At 33.1% G+C, this 17,866-nt stretch carries 19 protein-coding genes; 9 read left to right on the forward strand and 10 right to left on the reverse strand.

The genetic code is table 11. From position 1 onward, the window contains the following. Window positions 1-131 precede the first annotated feature (131 nt). Window positions 132-1,250, forward strand: a complete 1,119-nt coding sequence (locus WFZ85_RS02275; protein WP_342694667.1) for an ATP-binding protein — start codon at window positions 132-134, stop codon at window positions 1,248-1,250. Between the two features lie 115 nt (window positions 1,251-1,365). Here the strand turns inward: WFZ85_RS02275 and WFZ85_RS02280 are convergent, their stop codons facing one another. The 3 genes from WFZ85_RS02280 to WFZ85_RS02290 all read right to left on the reverse strand — a co-directional run bounded on the left by WFZ85_RS02280 (window position 1,366) and on the right by WFZ85_RS02290 (window position 3,862). Then, window positions 1,366-2,022: an HD domain-containing protein gene (locus tag WFZ85_RS02280; RefSeq protein WP_342694668.1), complete on the reverse strand. Its 657-nt coding sequence runs from the start codon at window positions 2,020-2,022 to the stop codon at window positions 1,366-1,368. 69 nt (window positions 2,023-2,091) lie between these two features. After that, a complete protein-coding gene (locus WFZ85_RS02285) occupies window positions 2,092-3,081 on the reverse strand; it encodes an acyl-ACP desaturase (protein ID WP_342694669.1) in 990 nt (329 codons plus the stop codon). 43 nt (window positions 3,082-3,124) lie between these two features. Continuing rightward, window positions 3,125-3,862: a lysophospholipid acyltransferase family protein gene (locus WFZ85_RS02290; protein WP_342694670.1), complete on the reverse strand. Its 738-nt coding sequence runs from the start codon at window positions 3,860-3,862 to the stop codon at window positions 3,125-3,127. Window positions 3,863-3,985: 123 nt separating this feature from the next. On the opposite strand from WFZ85_RS02290, the gene recA reads away from it, so the two are divergent. From recA to WFZ85_RS02310, 4 genes are all read left to right on the forward strand, one after another. Further along, on the forward strand, window positions 3,986-4,990 hold the full coding sequence (gene recA / locus WFZ85_RS02295) for a recombinase RecA (RefSeq protein ID WP_342694671.1): 1,005 nt from the start codon (window positions 3,986-3,988) through the stop codon (window positions 4,988-4,990). Window positions 4,991-5,094: 104 nt separating this feature from the next. Then, on the forward strand, window positions 5,095-5,505 hold the full coding sequence (locus WFZ85_RS02300) for a hypothetical protein (RefSeq protein ID WP_342694672.1): 411 nt from the start codon (window positions 5,095-5,097) through the stop codon (window positions 5,503-5,505). Between the two features lie 19 nt (window positions 5,506-5,524). Continuing rightward, window positions 5,525-6,076 carry an RNA polymerase sigma factor gene (locus WFZ85_RS02305; protein WP_342694673.1) on the forward strand — a complete coding sequence of 184 codons (552 nt, stop codon included), beginning with the start codon at window positions 5,525-5,527 and terminating at the stop codon, window positions 6,074-6,076. Continuing rightward, entirely contained in the window at window positions 6,073-7,701 is a 1,629-nt protein-coding gene (locus WFZ85_RS02310) for a hypothetical protein (RefSeq protein ID WP_342694674.1), read from the forward strand. The genes WFZ85_RS02305 and WFZ85_RS02310 overlap by 4 nt, the downstream gene beginning before the upstream one ends. Window positions 7,702-7,800: 99 nt before the next feature. Here the strand turns inward: WFZ85_RS02310 and WFZ85_RS02315 are convergent, their stop codons facing one another. Further along, complete coding sequence (locus WFZ85_RS02315; protein ID WP_342694675.1) at window positions 7,801-8,535, reverse strand: lysophospholipid acyltransferase family protein; 735 nt, start codon at window positions 8,533-8,535, stop codon at window positions 7,801-7,803. 103 nt (window positions 8,536-8,638) lie between these two features. On the opposite strand from WFZ85_RS02315, the gene WFZ85_RS02320 reads away from it, so the two are divergent. Both WFZ85_RS02320 and trpS read left to right on the forward strand, forming a co-directional pair. Beyond that, window positions 8,639-9,016, forward strand: coding sequence for a GxxExxY protein (locus WFZ85_RS02320; protein ID WP_342694676.1), 378 nt, complete (start codon window positions 8,639-8,641; stop codon window positions 9,014-9,016). Window positions 9,017-9,074: 58 nt separating this feature from the next. Beyond that, window positions 9,075-10,052, forward strand: coding sequence for a tryptophan--tRNA ligase (gene trpS, locus WFZ85_RS02325; RefSeq protein ID WP_342694677.1), 978 nt, complete (start codon window positions 9,075-9,077; stop codon window positions 10,050-10,052). A 93-nt stretch (window positions 10,053-10,145) separates the two neighbouring features. On the opposite strand, the gene dprA is transcribed toward trpS, so the two are convergent. Beyond that, window positions 10,146-11,255, reverse strand: coding sequence for a DNA-processing protein DprA (gene dprA / locus WFZ85_RS02330; RefSeq protein WP_342694678.1), 1,110 nt, complete (start codon window positions 11,253-11,255; stop codon window positions 10,146-10,148). A gap of 102 nt (window positions 11,256-11,357) precedes the next feature. On the opposite strand from dprA, the gene WFZ85_RS02335 reads away from it, so the two are divergent. Continuing rightward, window positions 11,358-12,299 carry an HU domain-containing protein gene (locus WFZ85_RS02335; protein WP_342694679.1) on the forward strand — a complete coding sequence of 314 codons (942 nt, stop codon included), beginning with the start codon at window positions 11,358-11,360 and terminating at the stop codon, window positions 12,297-12,299. A 61-nt stretch (window positions 12,300-12,360) separates the two neighbouring features. Then, window positions 12,361-12,870 (forward strand): acyl-CoA thioesterase, encoded by a 510-nt coding sequence (locus tag WFZ85_RS02340; RefSeq protein WP_342694680.1) that lies wholly within the window; start codon window positions 12,361-12,363, stop codon window positions 12,868-12,870. A gap of 24 nt (window positions 12,871-12,894) precedes the next feature. Here WFZ85_RS02340 and WFZ85_RS02345 read toward each other — a convergent pair whose 3' ends face one another. The 5 genes from WFZ85_RS02345 to dut all read right to left on the reverse strand — a co-directional run bounded on the left by WFZ85_RS02345 (window position 12,895) and on the right by dut (window position 17,853). Continuing rightward, window positions 12,895-14,151: a murein hydrolase activator EnvC family protein gene (locus WFZ85_RS02345; protein ID WP_342694681.1), complete on the reverse strand. Its 1,257-nt coding sequence runs from the start codon at window positions 14,149-14,151 to the stop codon at window positions 12,895-12,897. An 8-nt stretch (window positions 14,152-14,159) separates the two neighbouring features. Beyond that, window positions 14,160-14,960, reverse strand: a complete 801-nt coding sequence (locus WFZ85_RS02350; protein WP_342694682.1) for a lipoprotein insertase outer membrane protein LolB1 — start codon at window positions 14,958-14,960, stop codon at window positions 14,160-14,162. Next, window positions 14,960-16,309: a tetratricopeptide repeat protein gene (locus tag WFZ85_RS02355; RefSeq protein WP_342694683.1), complete on the reverse strand. Its 1,350-nt coding sequence runs from the start codon at window positions 16,307-16,309 to the stop codon at window positions 14,960-14,962. The genes WFZ85_RS02350 and WFZ85_RS02355 overlap by 1 nt, the downstream gene beginning before the upstream one ends. Before the next feature lie 27 nt (window positions 16,310-16,336). Then, window positions 16,337-17,347, reverse strand: a complete 1,011-nt coding sequence (locus WFZ85_RS02360; RefSeq protein ID WP_342694684.1) for a sugar phosphate nucleotidyltransferase — start codon at window positions 17,345-17,347, stop codon at window positions 16,337-16,339. A 71-nt stretch (window positions 17,348-17,418) separates the two neighbouring features. Further along, the gene (gene dut, locus WFZ85_RS02365) at window positions 17,419-17,853 is read right to left on the reverse strand and encodes a dUTP diphosphatase (protein WP_342694685.1); all 435 of its coding nucleotides are present in this window, start codon (window positions 17,851-17,853) and stop codon (window positions 17,419-17,421) included. Window positions 17,854-17,866: the final 13 nt, after the last annotated feature.

Raw genomic sequence — 17,866 nt, forward strand, 5'->3', positions numbered from 1 at the left:
AGTGTTCGGTACAAAATATTTTTAAATATCATATTATTATACTTTTTTGATATTGTAATATCATATTATTATACCTTTTTAATATCATAATAACATTTTGTTATATATTTGCATCATAAAATTGATGTAAAATGATAGTAAGAACCCAAAAAAAGGAAATAGACTCCTATTTATTCAAAGGAAAAGCAATACTTGTTTTTGGCGCAAGGCAAGTTGGAAAAACGTCTTTGATAAAAAATACGTGTCAAAGTAATTCCTATTTGTGGCTCAATGGCGATGAACCAGACACCCAACTTTTATTAGAAAACATCACAAGTGATAGATTAAAATCCATTGTTGGCGAAAACAAAATTCTTGTAATCGATGAAGCACAAATGATTAATAATATTGGATTATTGATCAAACGAATGGTAGATAATAATCCTGAAATTCAGATTATTGCGTCGGGAAGTAGTGCTTTTGAACTTGCTGATAAAACCAAAGAAAGTATGGTTGGCAGAAAGGAAGAGTTGCAACTTTTCCCTTTAAGCTATAAAGAAATGGTCAATCACACCAATTTTATTGAAGAAACTAGATTGGTTCCACATCGATTAGTTTTTGGTTATTATCCCGAAGTAGTTACTAATTTAGGAAAAGAAGAAAAAATCCTAAATGATTTGGTTGATGGTTTTTTATTCAAAGACATTTTGAACTTGGAAGGAATAAAAAAATCATCCACTTTACAACGTTTGGTTCAAATGTTGGCGCATAGAATTGGAAGTGAAATTAACTACGCTTCTTTAGGAGACGACTTAGGAATTAACAGATTAACTGTTGAAAAATATATTGATATTCTCGAAAAAAACTTTATAATTTTTAGTTTGAATGCTTTTAGTAACAACCAAGACAACGAAATTAGAAAAGGCAGAAAAATCTATTTTTGGGACAATGGTTTGCGCAACAGAATGATAAAAAACTTCAATCCAATAGAACTTCGTGATGATATTGGTGCTTTGTGGGAAAATTTTATTGTAAGTGAAAGAAAAAAGAAATTATCCTATGAAAACCAATATAAAGACACCTTCTTTTGGAGAAATACGCAACAAGCCGAAATAGATTTTTTAGAAATTAAAAACAATGAAATTGACGCTTTTGAAATAAAATACAACCCAAATGTAAAAGTAAAATTCACAAAATCGTTTACAGAAAAGTACCATCCAAAATCAACAAACGTAATTCATAAAGAAAATTTTTGGGAATTTCTACTGTAACTGTAAACTGAAACTTTCTATAAATTCTAATGAGATTCCTACGGAATGACAAACTAGGTGGAAACATCATGTAAAAAGCTGAAATCTGGGACTAAAAATTGAACGCTGCGACTGATTACTTCTCTCCTTCCCATTCAGCATAAAATTGAGAGAGAAAATTTTCCATAAATTTATGTCGCTCTAAAGCAATTTTCTTTCCAGTTTCAGTATTCATTTTATCTTTTAATAAAAGTAGTTTTTCATAAAAATGATTGAGCGTTGGCGCTTCACTTTTCTTGTACTCTTCTTTTGTCATGTTTAGCTTTGGAGCAATATCAGGATTATAAAGCACTCTGTTCTTAAATCCGCCATAATTAAAACATCTCGCAATTCCAATAGCACCTATAGCATCTAATCTATCTGCATCTTGAACAATTTCTAATTCCTTAGAGTGAAAACTTTTTTCGAAATTTCCACCCTTAAACGAAATATTTTCAATGATGTTTACCACATGTTGAATGGTTTCTTCATCAATATTTTCATTTTCTAAAAAAACGCGAGCTGTTTTTGGTCCAATGGTTTCGTCTCCTCCCGAAGCGTCGGGATGAAATTTACTGTCAGCAATATCATGAAGTAAAGCCGCTAATTTTACAATTGTAAGATTACATTCTTCTGTTTGAGCAATTAAAATGGAATTTCTATAAACCCGTTCAATGTGAAACCAATCGTGTCCGCCTTCAGCATTTTCGAGTTTTTCCCTTACGAAAGAAATGGTTTTATCAATTAGTGACATTGGTGTGAATTTAAAAAATCCTTTCTTTTCAGAAAGGATTTAAGTCTATGTTCTATTCCCTTTTTTCTATTATCTTACCAATGCAGGTTCGACCCATTTGAATAATGTAGACTCGGCAGGCACTATCAATCGTTCTGAAACTTTTGCCATACGAGCTGGTAATTTCATTAAATAATCTCTAGCTTTTTCAGCATCATCTGTTAAGCCTGTAAGCTTGTCTATTTCCCATTTAGCAATAAGCTTTTGCATGATATCAACATAATCTGATGCCGTATAAACTCCTATTCGTTGCGCTGAGTCAGAAAAATTTAAAAATGCTGAACTTATCTTCTCTCCAGACTCTCTCAAAAATTGGGCTGGCATTACAATTTTTTGTTTCATCATATAATTAAATGATAAAAGCATTTCGCTTGGGTCAACTTTAAAAATTTGAGAAACAAATTCCGAATACGCATGATGATGACGCATCTCATCGCCAGCAATCATTTTACACATTTTTGACAATTTATTATCGCCATACTTTTTTGCTAATTGAGCAACTCTATTATGTGAAACATAAGTAGCCAATTCTTGAAAACTAGTATAGACAAAGTTTTTATAAGGATCACGACCTGTTCCAATGTCGAAACCATCGTTGATTAAATGTTGCGTAGTAATTTCTACTTCGCGCATGTTTACTCTTCCTGATAGGTATAAATATTTATTAAGTAAATCCCCGTGACGATTTTCTTCTCCAGTCCATTGTCTAACCCATTTTGACCAACCATTTCTTTCTACATTGTCAACGCCTTCCACATCCATGAGCCACGACTCATAGGTTGGTAACGCTTCCTCAGTGATAGTATCACCAACTAAAGTAACCCAAAAATCATAGGGTAAATCTTTTGCAATTTCACGAAGTTCTTTTACCTCTTCAAAAAAAGTTTCACTTTCAGAATTAGGTAAAAAATCTGATGGCTGCCAAATTTTTTCTACTGGAATTAAGTATTGTTCGACAAAACTGTCAACTTTATCTTCTAGAAATTGCATAACTTCTAGACGCATGTTTTTAATAGACATTATTAATTGAATTGAGGTTTATTGTAAAATGGACCACGAATGATTATTGATTTTTGATGGCGTTTACAACGGCTTTTTCTGTTTTTTGTATTAACTCCTCAAAAGGAAACGCAGCAACAGCTATTGGTTCATGAATAATAAACTCCAGTCTATTTCCTAAACCCATTGGAAACGCACCAAATTTAACCATTTTCCATGAATTATTTATAGTTATTGGCACAACATAAGCAGAAGGTGCATATTTACATAATATTTTTAAGCCACTTTGCGCAAATTCTTTCGGCGTTCCGTCTTTACTTCTTGTTCCTTCTGGAAAAATTACTGCAGAACGTTTGTGTTTTTCAATATATTCAGACAATCCTTTAATCGTTGGGATAGCTTGTTTTGGATCTTTTCTATCAATCAAAACAGAACCACCATGACGAAGATTATATGATACGCTAGGAATTCCGCTGCCTAACTCTTTTTTACTGACAAATTTGGCATGGAATCGTCTTAAATACCAAATCATCCCAATAATGTCGTACATACTTTGATGATTGGATACAAAAATAACTGGAACACCTTTTGGAATTTTATTAATATTTCTAAATTGGAACCAAGTTCCTAATAGATTTATGCATTTGATTAAACAAAAATTAAGGTAATCAACACTTTTTTTATGAGCCTGATATCCAAAAATGTTTAAACAAATCCACTGAATTGGGTGAAAAATTACCAAACACAATCCAAAACACAAGTAATAAACTACGGAAACAGGATAAGAAATAATTTTTTCCATGAATTGAAAATAGAGTGTAAAAGTAGAAAATAAATTTTTGTTATATATTGTTTATAATTCTTAAATTTTGATGAAAAACACATCAAAAAAAGCTTTATTTTTATGCCACTAAATTTAAAAAAAATGAGTTCAGAAAAAGAAGCAAAATTAAAAGCACTGCAATTAACACTTGATAAATTAGACAAAGCTTACGGAAAAGGAACCGTAATGAAAATGGGAGATAAAGCGGTGGAAGAAGTAGAAGTAATTCCTTCGGGTTCGCTAGGATTGGATTTAGCTTTGGGTGTAAATGGATATCCAAAAGGAAGAGTAATTGAAATATATGGTCCAGAGTCTTCTGGTAAAACTACTTTAACTTTACATGCTATTGCTGAAGCTCAAAAAGCAGGAGGTATTGCTGCTTTTATTGATGCCGAGCATGCTTTTGATAGAAATTATGCTCAAAAATTGGACGTAGACATTGAAAACTTAATCATTTCGCAACCCGATAACGGTGAACAAGCTTTAGAAATTGCCGAAAACCTTATTCGTTCTGGAGCAATTGATATTGTTGTTATCGACTCTGTTGCTGCATTAACACCTAAGAGCGAAATTGAAGGTGAAATGGGTGATTCTAAAATGGGACTTCACGCTCGTTTAATGTCGCAAGCACTCAGAAAATTAACGGGAACCATTAGCAAAACACATTGTACCGTTTTCTTTATCAACCAATTGAGAGAAAAAATTGGAGTTATGTTTGGCAATCCAGAAACTACAACAGGAGGAAATGCTTTAAAATTCTATGCTTCTGTAAGATTAGATATCCGTCGTTCTTCTCAAATAAAAGATGGTGAAAACGTAATAGGAAATAGAACGAAAGTAAAAGTGGTAAAAAACAAAGTAGCACCACCTTTTAAAACTGCTGAATTCGATATTATGTATGGTGAAGGCGTTTCTAAAACAGGAGAAATTCTAGACCTAGCAGTAGAATTTGAAGTGATTAAAAAAGCGGGCTCTTGGTTCAGTTATGGCGATACCAAGCTAGGTCAAGGAAGAGATGCCGTGAAAGTTTTAATAAAAGACAATCCCGAATTGGCAGACGAATTGGAACAAAAAATAAAAGATCTCATCAAAGAAAATAATGCCTAAAACCAATAACCGTCTCGTTAATAAAATAATTAGACGTTTTTTTATTACCTGAACGCAACCTTTTAAAATAAATTGTATCTAAGCTACAAAATCATATTTAAATTATGAAAAAAACAATTACCCTTTTAGCTCTGTTTTTTTTATTCAACTCATGTTCTGTGGACTCCGGTCCAAATTATTTATATGAGGTATTGCCTATAGAAAGTGTTGATATCCCAGCCGAATTTACTTTGGGAGAAATATATCCTATTACGGTTCGTTATAACAGACCCACAACTTGCCATTATTTTAATGGTTTGTATTATGATAAACATTTAAACATAAGGACAATTGCTGTTGGAAGTGCTGTTGAACAAAGAGATAATTGCCAAGACTTGAATGCTGATGCTGCTGCCGATGAATATACTTTTAATTTTGAAGTTACTAGTAATGGTTCGTATCTTTTCAAATTCTGGCAAGGAAAAGATGATCAAGGAAATGATATTTTTCTGGAATATGAAGTGCCTGTAAATTAATTACAATCTTTTTTGAAAATTGGATATAAAACAACTCATTAATGATTGTCAGAAGAATGATAGAAAAGCTCAAGAACAGCTGTATCGATTGTATTCGCCAAAACTGTTTTCTGTATGCTTAAAATATTCACGCAACTATACTGAGGCACAAGACAATTTGCAAGATGGGTTTTTAATTATTTTCGATAAAATTGATCAGTTTTCATTCAAAGGTTCTTTTGATGGTTGGTTAAAAAGAGTAATGATTAACCATGTTTTGCAACAATATAGACAGGAGACTTTTTTAAGTCTTGTAAAAGAAGATGTTCCCGATGACAATGAAATTGAAATAGATAACGAAGATATTTCTTTAGAATATTTACTAAAAATTATTCAAGAATTACCAAATCAATACCGTTTAGTTTTTAATCTATATGTGCTTGATGGCTATTCTCATCAAGAAATTGCAGAAATGCTAACCATAAACCTTGGGACATCAAAATCCAATTTGGCTAGAGCCAAGATGATTTTAAGAGAAAAAATTGAACAATTTAAAAATATAGAATTCAAAACACTTCCTTCTGCAAAATGAACGAAAGAAAAAACATAGAACGCATTTTTCAAGAAAAATTCAAAGATTTTGAAGTAAATCCTGCTGAAGAAGTCTGGGTAAATATTGAAAAGAAACTCGAAGAAAAAAAACGAAGAAGGATTATCCCTTTTTGGTGGAAACTATCTGGTGTTGCTGCTTTATTTTTAATTGGATTTTTTGTTTCCAAATCTTTTTTTATTGCACCTAATTCTACCGAAAATCCAACTGTAACCGACATAAATTCAAATCAGCAAAAGTCACCAAAAACTAACCCTATGCCTGGTGAAAATCTTCGAGAAAACAACCCAACTACTATTTCATCATCGGATGACGTAGTTACATATTCAAAAGAAAGAAATGACTCTGGAGAAAAGCTTAGAGAAGATAACCCGAATACTAGTTCGTCAACTGATGCTGTAGTTACTAATTCAAAAGAGAAAAAGGACAACATTGAAAATAGAAATGAAATAAATTCTATTTCAAACAAATCAAAAAAAGTAATTGTTGAAAGAAAATTTGAAAATCAAAATACCTCTAAAAATAAATCAAATGGAAAGAATACCAAATCGTTGCTAGATGAAAATATCCTTTACAAATCTGAAAATGAAATTGCAATAAACAATGAAAATAAAAACGGGATGTCTTCAAAAAAAGACACAAAATCAGTTAGTAATCTAGACGAAAAGGCAAAGCAAATTGTTCCATCAGAAGACGTTGCAAACAATTCAAAAACTATAAATCTTGAGGATTTAAAAAATAATAACTCAATGGCCGCTACTACTGAAGTTGAGAAAAAAACTAACGATTCTGTTATAAAAAACAGCGTTGTTACCAATGCGTTGGAAGAATTGCTAAATGAAAAAGAAAGCAAAACAAAGCAGGAAGCTAAAGTAAATAGGTGGCAACTTACTTCAAATGTTGCCCCTATTTTCTTGGGTTCAATTTCAAATGGTTCGGCCATTGACCCCGTACTTGATAACAATTCCAAAACTTATAATACCAGCGTTGGCTTTGGTCTTGGAGTTAGTTATAGTGCTACTTCAAAATTATCGGTTAGAACAGGATTAAACAAAGTCAATATGAGTTACAACACCAATGATATTATGTTCTTTGCAAGTATAGAATCTCGAGGACTAAAGGGTGTAACGCCAACTCGTTCAAGTGCAATGATGGAAATACATAGTGCGATTTCAAATAATAATTCTGTTAATTCAGCATCAGAAAACGCAATGTTACCTTTTGAAAGTGCTCTTTCACAACAAAACACAGGTTATCTCAATCAAGAAATTGGTTATTTAGAAATGCCTTTGGAAATGACTTATATGCTGGTTAATAAAAAATTTGGGCTCAAAGTAATTGGTGGTTTTAGTACATTGTTGCTTCAAGAAAATGCCATTACTGTAGTTTCAGATAATAATTCGATGCTTCTAGGTAAAGCCAATAATTTGAATAATATTCATTTTAGTACTAATATTGGCGTTGGCATGAAATACAGTTTTTTGAAATCTTTTGAATTCAATATAGAGCCAACTTTGAAATATCAGTTGAATACTTTTAGTTCTAATGCGGGAGATTTTAGACCGTATATCTTTGGTGTTTATAGTGGCGTTAGTTATAGATTCTAAAGCGTAAAAAATTTTAAAATTAGTTAGATGGTGTTATTGCTTCCGAGTAATAACAGAAAAGAGTTCTAATCCAGCAATTTTGGTAGGAACTCTTTTTTACTATATATCGTTTTGTAATTCATTTAAAATTACATTTCGGACTGCTTCCTTTAAAGTTTTCTTATATTCTTGATTTTGATTTTTAGTTTCAAAAAAACGATGCACTTTTACACGCATTAAACCTGGTCTTCCGCTAAAAAAAGTATAGGACAAAAGTTCTTTGTTGTCATAAAAAGTCATAGGTACAATGGGAATTTCATGTTCAATAGCCAATCGAAATGCACCATCTTTAAATGTATCTAGCAAAATACTTTCATCAGGAACGCCACCTTCAGGAAAAATACAAATACTCAATCCTTGTTGTAATCTGTTTTGAGCTCGTTCAAAAACAGCCATTCTACTTTTAGAACTACTTCTGTCCACAAGAATACAAGTTCGTTTATAGAAAAATCCAAATAATGGAATTCTGGCTAATTCTGATTTGCCTACAAATACAAAAGGATTCTTTACCACAGAGAGTATTAGCATGATATCAGCCATCGAAGTATGATTAGCAACAAACATATAGCTTTTGCCTTCTTCTGGTTCCTGTTCAAAATTAACTTTAGTTCTAAAACCCATACCAAACAAAATAAATTTTGCCCATATTCGAGCCATCACAAAAAAATAAGGATACCATTTTTCAGAAAGAATAGAAATAAAAAGAAAAGGAAACATGACGATTATTGGGATTGCCATTAAAATGTAAAACCAAATTCGATATAGTGTCCAAAAAATAATTTTTAATGCTCGCATAATGCCAAATGTAATGAAAGGTATGTAATTTTTAATACAAAGGTTTAACTTTGAATTTAAAACCGCAGAGTTAGCAAAGTTTCCGCAAAGCAAAAAAGAGTTTATGACAGAAAATGAAATATCAAAAATAGTTATTGGTCCTGCGATAGATGTTCATAAAATTTTAGGTCCAGGTTTACTTGAAAACGCCTACAAAGAATCTTTATTTTATATGTTGAATAAGCACGGTTTAAAAGTAGAAAAAGAAAAACCAATGCCATTAATTTTTGAAGAAGTCAAACTTGATTGTGGATATCGAATTGATTTATTAGTTGAAAACAAGTTAGTTATTGAACTTAAAAGTGTTGAATCTTTGAATGAAATTCACTTAGCTCAAACATTAACTTATTTAAAACTTGGCAATTACAAACTTGGTTTGCTAATAAATTTTAATGAAGTTTTGCTAAAAAATGGTGTGCGAAGAATTGTAAATAACTTATAAAAACTTTGCAAACTTTGCGAAAAACTTTGCGAACTTTGCGGTTAGAAAAATTTTGAAAATGTCAAAAATACTAACTGGAATTCAAAGTACAGGAACACCACATTTAGGAAATCTGTTAGGTGCAATCATACCTGCCATTAAACTATCTGAAAATCCTAATAACGAGTCATTTCTATTTATTGCAGATTTGCATTCGATTACACAAATAAAAAACGGAAACGAACTTCGTCAAAACACTTATAGCACAGCAGCCGTTTGGTTAGCTTGTGGATTAGATGTTAATAAAGTGATTTTTTACCGCCAAAGTGATGTGCCTCAAACAGCTGAATTGTCGTGGTATTTAAGTTGCTTTTTCCCATTTCAACGATTAACGTTGGCTCATTCTTTTAAAGACAAAGCCGATAGATTAGAAGATGTAAATGCCGGTTTGTTTTCTTATCCTATGTTGATGGCAGCTGATATTTTGTTGTATGATGCTAATTTTGTTCCTGTGGGCAAAGACCAAATGCAACACATCGAAATCACGCGTGATGTTGCGTCACGTTTTAATCATCAAATGGGTGAAACTTTTGTACTTCCCGAAGGAAAAATACAAGAAGAAACCATGTACGTTCCAGGAACTGATGGTTTTAAAATGAGTAAATCTCGCGGGAATATTATCAATATTTTCCTTGAAGACAAGGCGTTGCGTAAGCAAATCATGAGCATCGAAACCGATAGTACACCACTGGAAGAACCCAAAAATCCTAACACTTGCAAAATATTTGCAATCTATAAATTGGTTGCCAATGCGGAGCAAATTGCAGACATGAAAACTAAATATGCTAATGCCAACAAAGATTTTGGTTATGGTCATGCCAAGCAAGCTTTGTTCGAATTACTCCTTGAAAAATTTAAAAGGGAAAGGGAAAAATATAATTACTACATGAACAATTTACCCGAAGTGGATGCTTTACTCAAAGAAGGAGCAAAAAAAGCTGGAACTATAGCTGATGGTGTTTTACAAAGAGTGCGTGAAAAATTGGGGTTTGAGTAAAAAACTTACCATATAATAAACATAAGGTCATAGAAGCTGTTACTGTAAACTTTCTTCTTAAATGTTCTAATATGCCTTAGATGGTTAAACTAACTAAACCGCTTCAAATAATTTTCCTGGCAAAGGTCGAATAACTCCTTTTAATTCCATATTCAATAGGATTGATGAAATTCTATAAATTGGGAAATCACAATCGAGAGCAATTACATCCAATAGTTGCTTTCCGTTTTTTTGGAGGTAATCGTAAATTTTTTGTTCGTCATTATCCAAGGAAACAAAGAGTTGTTTTTGAACCGCTTTGTCATTGCGAGTAGGCGAAGCAATCTCCCAATTCAAACAATACACCAAATCGGCCGCTGAGGTCATCAAATTTGCCCGTTGTGTCTTGATTAAATCATTACAACCCTGACTAAATTTATCAGATGTTCTTCCTGGCACAGCAAACACATCGCGATTATAATCATTGGCTAAATTAGCAGTGATCAAAGAACCTCCTTTTTCTGCACTTTCAATCACAATAGTCGCTTCACTCATTCCGGCGACAATACGATTTCTGCGAACAAAATTTTCTTTGTCGGGATTGGAATTGCTCCAAAATTCGGTTAAAAATCCTCCATTTTGTTCCATCTTGGCCACATACTTTTTATGCGTTTTCGGATAAATTTGGTTTAAACCATGCGCTAAAACGCCTATTGTTTGCAAATTATTATCCATTGCCGCTTGATGTGCCACAATATCAACACCATACGCAAAACCGCTCACGATTATAGGATTGAAAACGGCTAAGTCTTCGAGTAGTTTTTTACAAAATTCAGTACCATATGATGTGATTTGTCTAGTCCCAACAATACTGATTATTCTTCGGTTTTCGAAATTGATATTTCCTGCCGAAAAAAGTAAAATTGGTCCATCAATACAATGTTTCAATTTATCAGGATAATTGTCATTTTGGTAATACAGAACATTATAGTTTTCGGTTTGAATAACTCGTAGCTCTTGTTCTGCTTTTTCATAAACTGATTTGTCCTTTAAATTTTTAATCAATACATCGCCTACTCCATCAATTGCTTTCAACTGGCTTGTTTTAGCTTGAAAAATATTTTCAGCTGAACCACAGTGATTTATTAGTTTCTTGGCCACGACATCACCAACGCCTTCCACTTTCAATAAGGCCAAAATATGCAATAACTCGGTTGAATTCATACGTCAAATTTACAGCACAAAATACTGCATTTTTAATCGAATTGTTAATAAAAATTGTGAATAATTTTTTGATTCGTCCGTTGATTATCTAAATTTGTCCATATGAAGATTGAACAATACATCTCCCAATTGTTATACCGTTATCAGTGTGTTACCGTTCCCGGTTTTGGTGCTTTTTTAACCGAATTCCAATCGGCACACTTAGATGAAAGTTCACATTCGTTTTATCCGCCAAAAAAAATGATTTCTTTCAATCCGTTTATTAAAAATAACGACGGATTATTGGCTAATCATTTGGCGCAAGCGGAAAAAATTGCATACGAAATTGCAGTAAATGCTATCCAAAACGAAGTGTCACATTGGAAAACAAAAATTCAAGAACTTGGTTATTTTTCAGTTAAAAACATTGGTGAATTCTCACTCAATGCTGAAAAAAATTTAGTTTTTGTTCCTGCTGACCAAATCAATTATTTGAAGGAATCTTTTGGATTATCTTCTTTTGTTTCGCCATCTGTAAAACGTGAAGTGTATAAAGAAGAAATTGAAGCCCTTGAGGAAAAAGCACCAATAGCTTTCACACCCGAACGAAGAAAAAATTATAAAGGGTTAAAATATGCCGCTGTCATCGCACTTTCTTTAGGATTGACAGGCGTTTTGGGCTACAAATTATATAATGATTATTTAAATAAGATTGAACAAGAAACGCTGATTGTGCAGTCTAATGTTCAGAAAAAAATAGATCAAAAAATTCAAGAAGCGACGTTTTTCATCGAAAATCCTTTACCTAGTGTTACCTTAACTTTGCCAAGCGAGAAAAAACCTTATCATGTTGTTGCAGGAGCATTTCGACTAGAAACTAATGCCGAAAATGCATATAATTCGTTATTAAAGCTTGGATTTAAAGCGAAAAGATTGCCTGTCAACAAACACGGTTTACATCCTGTTTTATACGGAAGTTACGCATCATACGGCGAAGCTCGAGAAACCATGAAGGACATTCAAAAATTAGACAACAAAGACGCTTGGCTATTGATACAAGAATAAAATATTCCCGAGAAATCGGGATTTTTTGTTTTCTGTAATTACCTTTGTCAAAAATCTTGCTATGAACCCAAAACATCCTTCAGAATCCTTAACCGTTTTAACCGATTTAGTTTTACCAAGCGAAACCAATCCTTTGAATAATCTTTTTGGAGGTGAATTATTGGCTAGAATGGACAGAGCCGCGAGTATTGCTGCTAGAAGACATTCGCGCCGAATCACGGTTACTGCATCTGTCAATCATGTGGCGTTTAACAAATCCATTCCTCTTGGAAGTGTGGTGACGGTGGAAGCCAAAGTTTCGCGCGCTTTTACTACTTCTATGGAAATTTATATTGATGTTTGGTTAGAAGATAGAGAGTCTGGCATTAGAACAAAAGCCAATGAAGCTATTTATACTTTTGTAGCTGTAGATGAAACGGGAAATCCTGTTCCTGTTCCTCAACTTGTTCCCGAAACCGAACTAGAAAAAGCGAGATATGACGCTGCTTTGCGCAGAAAACAATTGAGTTTAGTACTTGCTGGAAAAATGAATCCGCATGATGCTACTGAATTGAAAGCGTTGTTTGTGTGATAATATTTAAAAACAACAAGTGCTCTATCTTCCTGATAACCATGAAGAAGGATTGAAATAAGTAGTGTTTTGAGAAACCATAAACTTTAGCGTTGTTTTTCCATCACCATCGGTTCTTATTTTTCCTAAACTTTGTTTCGCCGAAACTTTCTCACCTACTTCTACATTCACAGAGCTTAAGTTTTGATAAATGGTAAAAAAGTCGCCGTGTTTTACAATTACAGCTTTCTTTAACGGCGTTATAAATTGCACTTGTGTCACTTCTCCCGAAAATACTGCTCTTGCATTGGAGCCATTGTCCGTTGTTATTTCAATACCGCTGTTGTGCACGACTAAAGATTTAAAAACAGGATGTGGTTGATCGCCATATGCAAGCGTTACTGCGCCTTTTTCAACTGGCCAAGGTAATCGTCCTTTGTTGGCTTTAAAATTATCTGAGACTAATTTTCCTTCTGGTGTTAAAACAATTTTTGTGGATGTTTCAATGGCTTTCTTTTCAGAAGCTGTAGCTTTTGGATTTGCTTTTGCATTAGCAGCAGCTGTTTTTTTATTGGCAGAGGCAATAGCTTGGCGTATCAATTTCTGGATTTGTGCATCTATTTTCTTAGTTTCTTGCTGTTTCTTCTTGATTTCAGCTGAAATTTTTACTCTGTCTTTTTTGATTTGATTGGCAATTTTTTCTTGTTCTTGCTTTTCTTTTTCTAGTTCTTGCTTTTCTTTTTCGTTCTCAACAATTAGTTTTTCTTTTTCGCTTTTTTGTGCACCAATTTTAGTGTTATACACGATAAGTTCGTTTGTTTTTCCTTTGATTTCTTCGCCTTGCATTTTTCTATAACTCGCATATTGTTTCATATACTGCGCCCTTTTATAGGCTTGCAAAAAGTTTTGAGATGATAATAAAAACATCGCACGGCTCTGCTCTGAACGACTTTTATAGGATTTCAAAATCATTTCGGCATAATCTTTTCTCAGTTGCTCTAATTCGCGATTGAGTTGATTAATTTTTAATTGATTGGTATAAATGTCATTACTCAATAGTTTGGTTTGTTTCTCGGTAGTTTTGATTAGTTTTTCTTTCAATCCAATTTTCTCTTTTTGTATCATTAACTGCGATACAATCGATTTCTCTTTGCTTTTTACTGATTTCAGTAGTTCTTCTTTTTCTTTTATTTCAAGCTGAATTTTAACTTTTCGTTCTTCCAATTGTTCTTGGGTAACGGGTTGAGACCACAACGGAGATGTTGCAAAAAATAAGAATAAAATGAAGAAGCTTTTTGGCATGATGGTCGTTAATTTTGGCTTGTTTGATCTATAAAAATTCTGTCATATCCATTAGGAACACTGTAAGGAAAAGAAAGTTCTTCGTTAAATGTAACCGCATTATAATCAATTGAAATTTCTGTTTTACCTTTCTTTTGAATGGCATTTATTAGCAGGTTTGAAGGTAAAAATGCTGTCGTGAAATCCTGAAAATTTGAATAATTTACCTGAAACATTCGCTGCTTTTCACTTTGAATTACTTCTTGTTTTTGTAGTAAGTATTTTTCTGTTTCAAAGAAAAACGATTTCTCTGTATTGTCTTCTTCGTTGTTTAATTTATATAATTTATCGATTAAGCTAGTGGCATACTTGCCTTTGGTTAAATCATCTATAGGTTGAGCGAGTAACATGTTCTGAATTTTAGTAAAATCTAAATCGGTGCCAAGCCATTGACTTAATGATTGGTAATCGCCTTCAAAGTAAGTGCCGTTTATTTTTTCATAATATTTCACTTGATTTGGCGTAATTAATGCTTTTGCCATCGTAATTCCTAAAAATCGAATACTCACTAGAATTTTTTCGTTCTTCTTGATTTTGATTTCTGCGGATACGTTTTGCGATTGCTTTTCGTCTCTATACTTTGCGCTAGACCTGATGTATAACGTAGAAAATTCGTATTTATTATTGTAATGATTTTGAATAATGTTTTCAGAATTTGTGGACTTTTCTATAGTATTCCTATTTGCCAACGCATTGGAGTGGGCAAGAATCGCTTTTGATTTGCATGACACAATAAAAAAAACCACCAATAAGTAACTCCACTTTTTCATTATTTTCTTTTGCTCTTTATAAGTTCATTGGCTTTAGTAAAAAAATTTTCTTTCTTCTTCATATCGCCTAAACCGTTGTATGCCTCTCCCAATTGAATATTGAAATTTATTTCTAAATCTATGTTGTCAATAACAAAATCCAAGCCAGTTTCCAAAACTGTTGTAGCCAATTTGTAATTTGTTAACTGATTATTGGCTAAACCTGCATAATAGTAAAACTCAGGTTGTGTTGGGAATAATTCTGTCCATTCAACCGCTCTTTTTGCTGCTACATCATATTGTTTTTTTTCGGTTAACGCTTGAAGCAATAAAAGTTGTGTTTCGATGTCCTCATTGGTGCTTTTTAGGTGCATTTCAAAGTACTTAATGGCTTTGTCCCAATTGGACTTTACGTAATAAAATTTGCCTATTTCTTTTGCTACTTTTACCTCTTTATCGTTGTCAAAATAAGAAATGGCCTGGTCTAAATCGGGTTCATATTTTGGATTGTTTTTGATAAAAATTAAAAATTCATTGAGCATTCGATGTTTAATCTTGGAGTCGATCTTTTTACTTGGCAGCACAATATTCATTGCTTTCACAGCATTTTCGCCATCGTTGTTATTCAAATAGGATTTAAACAAACTTACTTTTGCCCAATCAGAGTTAGGAATTGCGGTTTCCAATTTCTTAGCAATTTCCATGGCTTTGTCTTCTTGATTACTGCGCGAATACATGTAAATTAAGTCGACGTAGTTTGACTCTTCTTTTGGGTTTTTCTTGATCTGTTCTAATAAGTTATTCCTTTCTGCCGATTGGTATTTTGCATCTTTTAAAATATCTGATTTGTATAATTCCCGCTTTTCAGATTTCCCTACTTTTTCGTTCAGTTCATTAATTAACACCAATGCTTTGTCAAATTGTTGCGTATTCATGTACAATGAAACCAAGTCTTCTTTGTAATCTTCTTTAAATTCGACAAGCTTTTCTACAATCGTAATCGCTTGTTCATAATCCTGAGTTGCATAACAAACGTCATACATTCCTACCCAAGCCCAACGATTTTGGGCGTCCATTTGGGTTACTTTTTCAAAATTGTCGTAGGCTTCTTTATATTTTTTTAATGACAAATAATTTTTCGCTAATTCAAAATAGACTACCGCATTGTTAGGTTCTAATTCTTTGCATTGTTGCATTGCCTCGATTGCTTTGTCGTAGTTTTCAATGCTCTTTTGTTTTAAAGACTCGTAAAAATAATTTTGAAATTTATTATCGATGGTTGCCACGTCTTCTGGTTCGGTTTGAGACAAAAGTGTGCTCGGCACTAAAATTAGTCCTAACAATAATCCATACATTTTAAATTTCATCATTATATCCTTAATTTATTTCAGTATCGTTTATTCTAAAACAGAGTAATCACCAATACTGATACTAGTAAAGTTGCCATCAAACGCCGCATGATTTCCTATCATAGCATTGTCTAAATTGGCATTTTTTATATGAGCGTGTGTTTGTACCAAACTGTTTTTAATGGTAGTGTTTTGAACATGACAACCATCGCCCAAAGACACATTTGGACCAACCTTAGCATCGATTAGCACTACGTTTTTACCAATATAACACGGAGGAATGATAGTAGCATTTTCTAATTTTACATCATAATCAACCAAATGTTCTCCATCATTGTGTAAAAATCCTAACATTCTGCTATTGGTTTCTACCGTAACATCTTTATTGCCACAGTCCATCCATTCGTCTACTTTACCGGGAACAAATTTCATGCCTTTTGCCATCATTTGCTTTATTCCATCGTTAATTTGGTATTCGCCACCGTGAATAATGTTGTTGTCTAACACATATTGTAATTCATTCTTTAAAACCGCAACATCTTTGAAATAATAAATGCCAATCACGGCAAGGTCAGATACAAATTCCTTTGGTTTCTCTACCAATTCAATGATTTCGTTGTTGTCGTTCAAGTTGATTACCCCAAACGCTTCGGGTTGCTCTACTTGTTTTACCCAAATCACACTATCGGCAGTGGTATCTAAATCAAAATCGGCACGAATTAGCGTATCTGCATATGCAATAACCGCTGGTCCTGTCAAAGAATCTTTAGCACACATAATGGCATGTCCTGTACCTAAAGCTTCGTTTTGATAGTAGATAGTTCCTTTTGCTCCTAATTTTTGAGCTATAGCGATGAGTTCTTCTTCTACTTTTTTGCCAAAACTTTCATGGATAATAAAAGCTATTTCTTCAATATCTTGATTTAAAACACCCGCAATATCTTCTACTAAACGGTGAACTATTGGTTTTCCTGCAACTGGAATTAATGGTTTTGGTATTGTTAAAGTGTGTGGGCGAAGGCGTGAACCACGACCAGCCATTGGTACTATTATTTTCATAAAAATTGTATTAAGATTTGAGTATTAAGTATTAAGACTGAAACTGCCTACTAATTACTGAACACTGATTACTATTTCACTCCTGTACTTCCAAAACCACCTTCGCCTCTTGAGGTTTCAGACAATTCTTCAACTGAAATCCATTCGGCGCGTTCATGTTTTGCAATGATTAATTGTGCAATTCGTTCGCCATTTTCAATCACAAAATCTTCATGGGATAAATTTACTAAAATCACACCGATTTCTCCCCGATAATCGGCATCAACTGTTCCTGGAGAATTGACAACCGTTATTCCCTTTTTGGCAGCTAATCCACTTCTTGGTCTAACTTGTGCTTCATAACCAATCGGCAATTCAATAAAAAGCCCTGTTTTTACGATGGTTCTTTCTAATGATTTTAACGTTATGGGTTCGGATAAATTAGCTCTTAAATCCATTCCTGCCGAAGCAATGGTTTCATAATTGGGCAATTGGTGTTGTGATTTATTGATGATTTTTATTTGCATAATGATGTTTTTG

Source organism: Flavobacterium aureirubrum (genome assembly GCF_038739835.1).
Taxonomy (GTDB): Bacteria; Bacteroidota; Bacteroidia; order Flavobacteriales; family Flavobacteriaceae; genus Flavobacterium; species Flavobacterium aureirubrum.

What these genes read in the sequence shown, in the direction of transcription:
- WFZ85_RS02290 (WP_342694670.1), bottom strand. Translation starts at nt 3,862, where the DNA reads ATGGAAAAAATTATTTCTTATCCTGTTTCCGTAGTTTATTACTTGTGT.
- WFZ85_RS02350 (WP_342694682.1), bottom strand. Translation starts at nt 14,960, where the DNA reads ATGAAAAAGTGGAGTTACTTATTGGTGGTTTTTTTTATTGTGTCATGC.
- WFZ85_RS02310 (WP_342694674.1), top strand. Translation starts at nt 6,073, where the DNA reads ATGAACGAAAGAAAAAACATAGAACGCATTTTTCAAGAAAAATTCAAA.
- dprA (WP_342694678.1), bottom strand. Translation starts at nt 11,255, where the DNA reads ATGAATTCAACCGAGTTATTGCATATTTTGGCCTTATTGAAAGTGGAA.
- WFZ85_RS02285 (WP_342694669.1), bottom strand. Translation starts at nt 3,081, where the DNA reads ATGTCTATTAAAAACATGCGTCTAGAAGTTATGCAATTTCTAGAAGAT.
- WFZ85_RS02315 (WP_342694675.1), bottom strand. Translation starts at nt 8,535, where the DNA reads ATGCGAGCATTAAAAATTATTTTTTGGACACTATATCGAATTTGGTTT.
- recA (WP_342694671.1), top strand. Translation starts at nt 3,986, where the DNA reads ATGAGTTCAGAAAAAGAAGCAAAATTAAAAGCACTGCAATTAACACTT.
- WFZ85_RS02360 (WP_342694684.1), bottom strand. Translation starts at nt 17,347, where the DNA reads ATGAAAATAATAGTACCAATGGCTGGTCGTGGTTCACGCCTTCGCCCA.
- WFZ85_RS02340 (WP_342694680.1), top strand. Translation starts at nt 12,361, where the DNA reads ATGAACCCAAAACATCCTTCAGAATCCTTAACCGTTTTAACCGATTTA.
- trpS (WP_342694677.1), top strand. Translation starts at nt 9,075, where the DNA reads ATGTCAAAAATACTAACTGGAATTCAAAGTACAGGAACACCACATTTA.
- WFZ85_RS02280 (WP_342694668.1), bottom strand. Translation starts at nt 2,022, where the DNA reads ATGTCACTAATTGATAAAACCATTTCTTTCGTAAGGGAAAAACTCGAA.
- dut (WP_342694685.1), bottom strand. Translation starts at nt 17,853, where the DNA reads ATGCAAATAAAAATCATCAATAAATCACAACACCAATTGCCCAATTAT.
- WFZ85_RS02320 (WP_342694676.1), top strand. Translation starts at nt 8,639, where the DNA reads ATGACAGAAAATGAAATATCAAAAATAGTTATTGGTCCTGCGATAGAT.
- WFZ85_RS02355 (WP_342694683.1), bottom strand. Translation starts at nt 16,309, where the DNA reads ATGATGAAATTTAAAATGTATGGATTATTGTTAGGACTAATTTTAGTG.
- WFZ85_RS02275 (WP_342694667.1), top strand. Translation starts at nt 132, where the DNA reads ATGATAGTAAGAACCCAAAAAAAGGAAATAGACTCCTATTTATTCAAA.
- WFZ85_RS02300 (WP_342694672.1), top strand. Translation starts at nt 5,095, where the DNA reads ATGAAAAAAACAATTACCCTTTTAGCTCTGTTTTTTTTATTCAACTCA.
- WFZ85_RS02345 (WP_342694681.1), bottom strand. Translation starts at nt 14,151, where the DNA reads ATGCCAAAAAGCTTCTTCATTTTATTCTTATTTTTTGCAACATCTCCG.
- WFZ85_RS02335 (WP_342694679.1), top strand. Translation starts at nt 11,358, where the DNA reads ATGAAGATTGAACAATACATCTCCCAATTGTTATACCGTTATCAGTGT.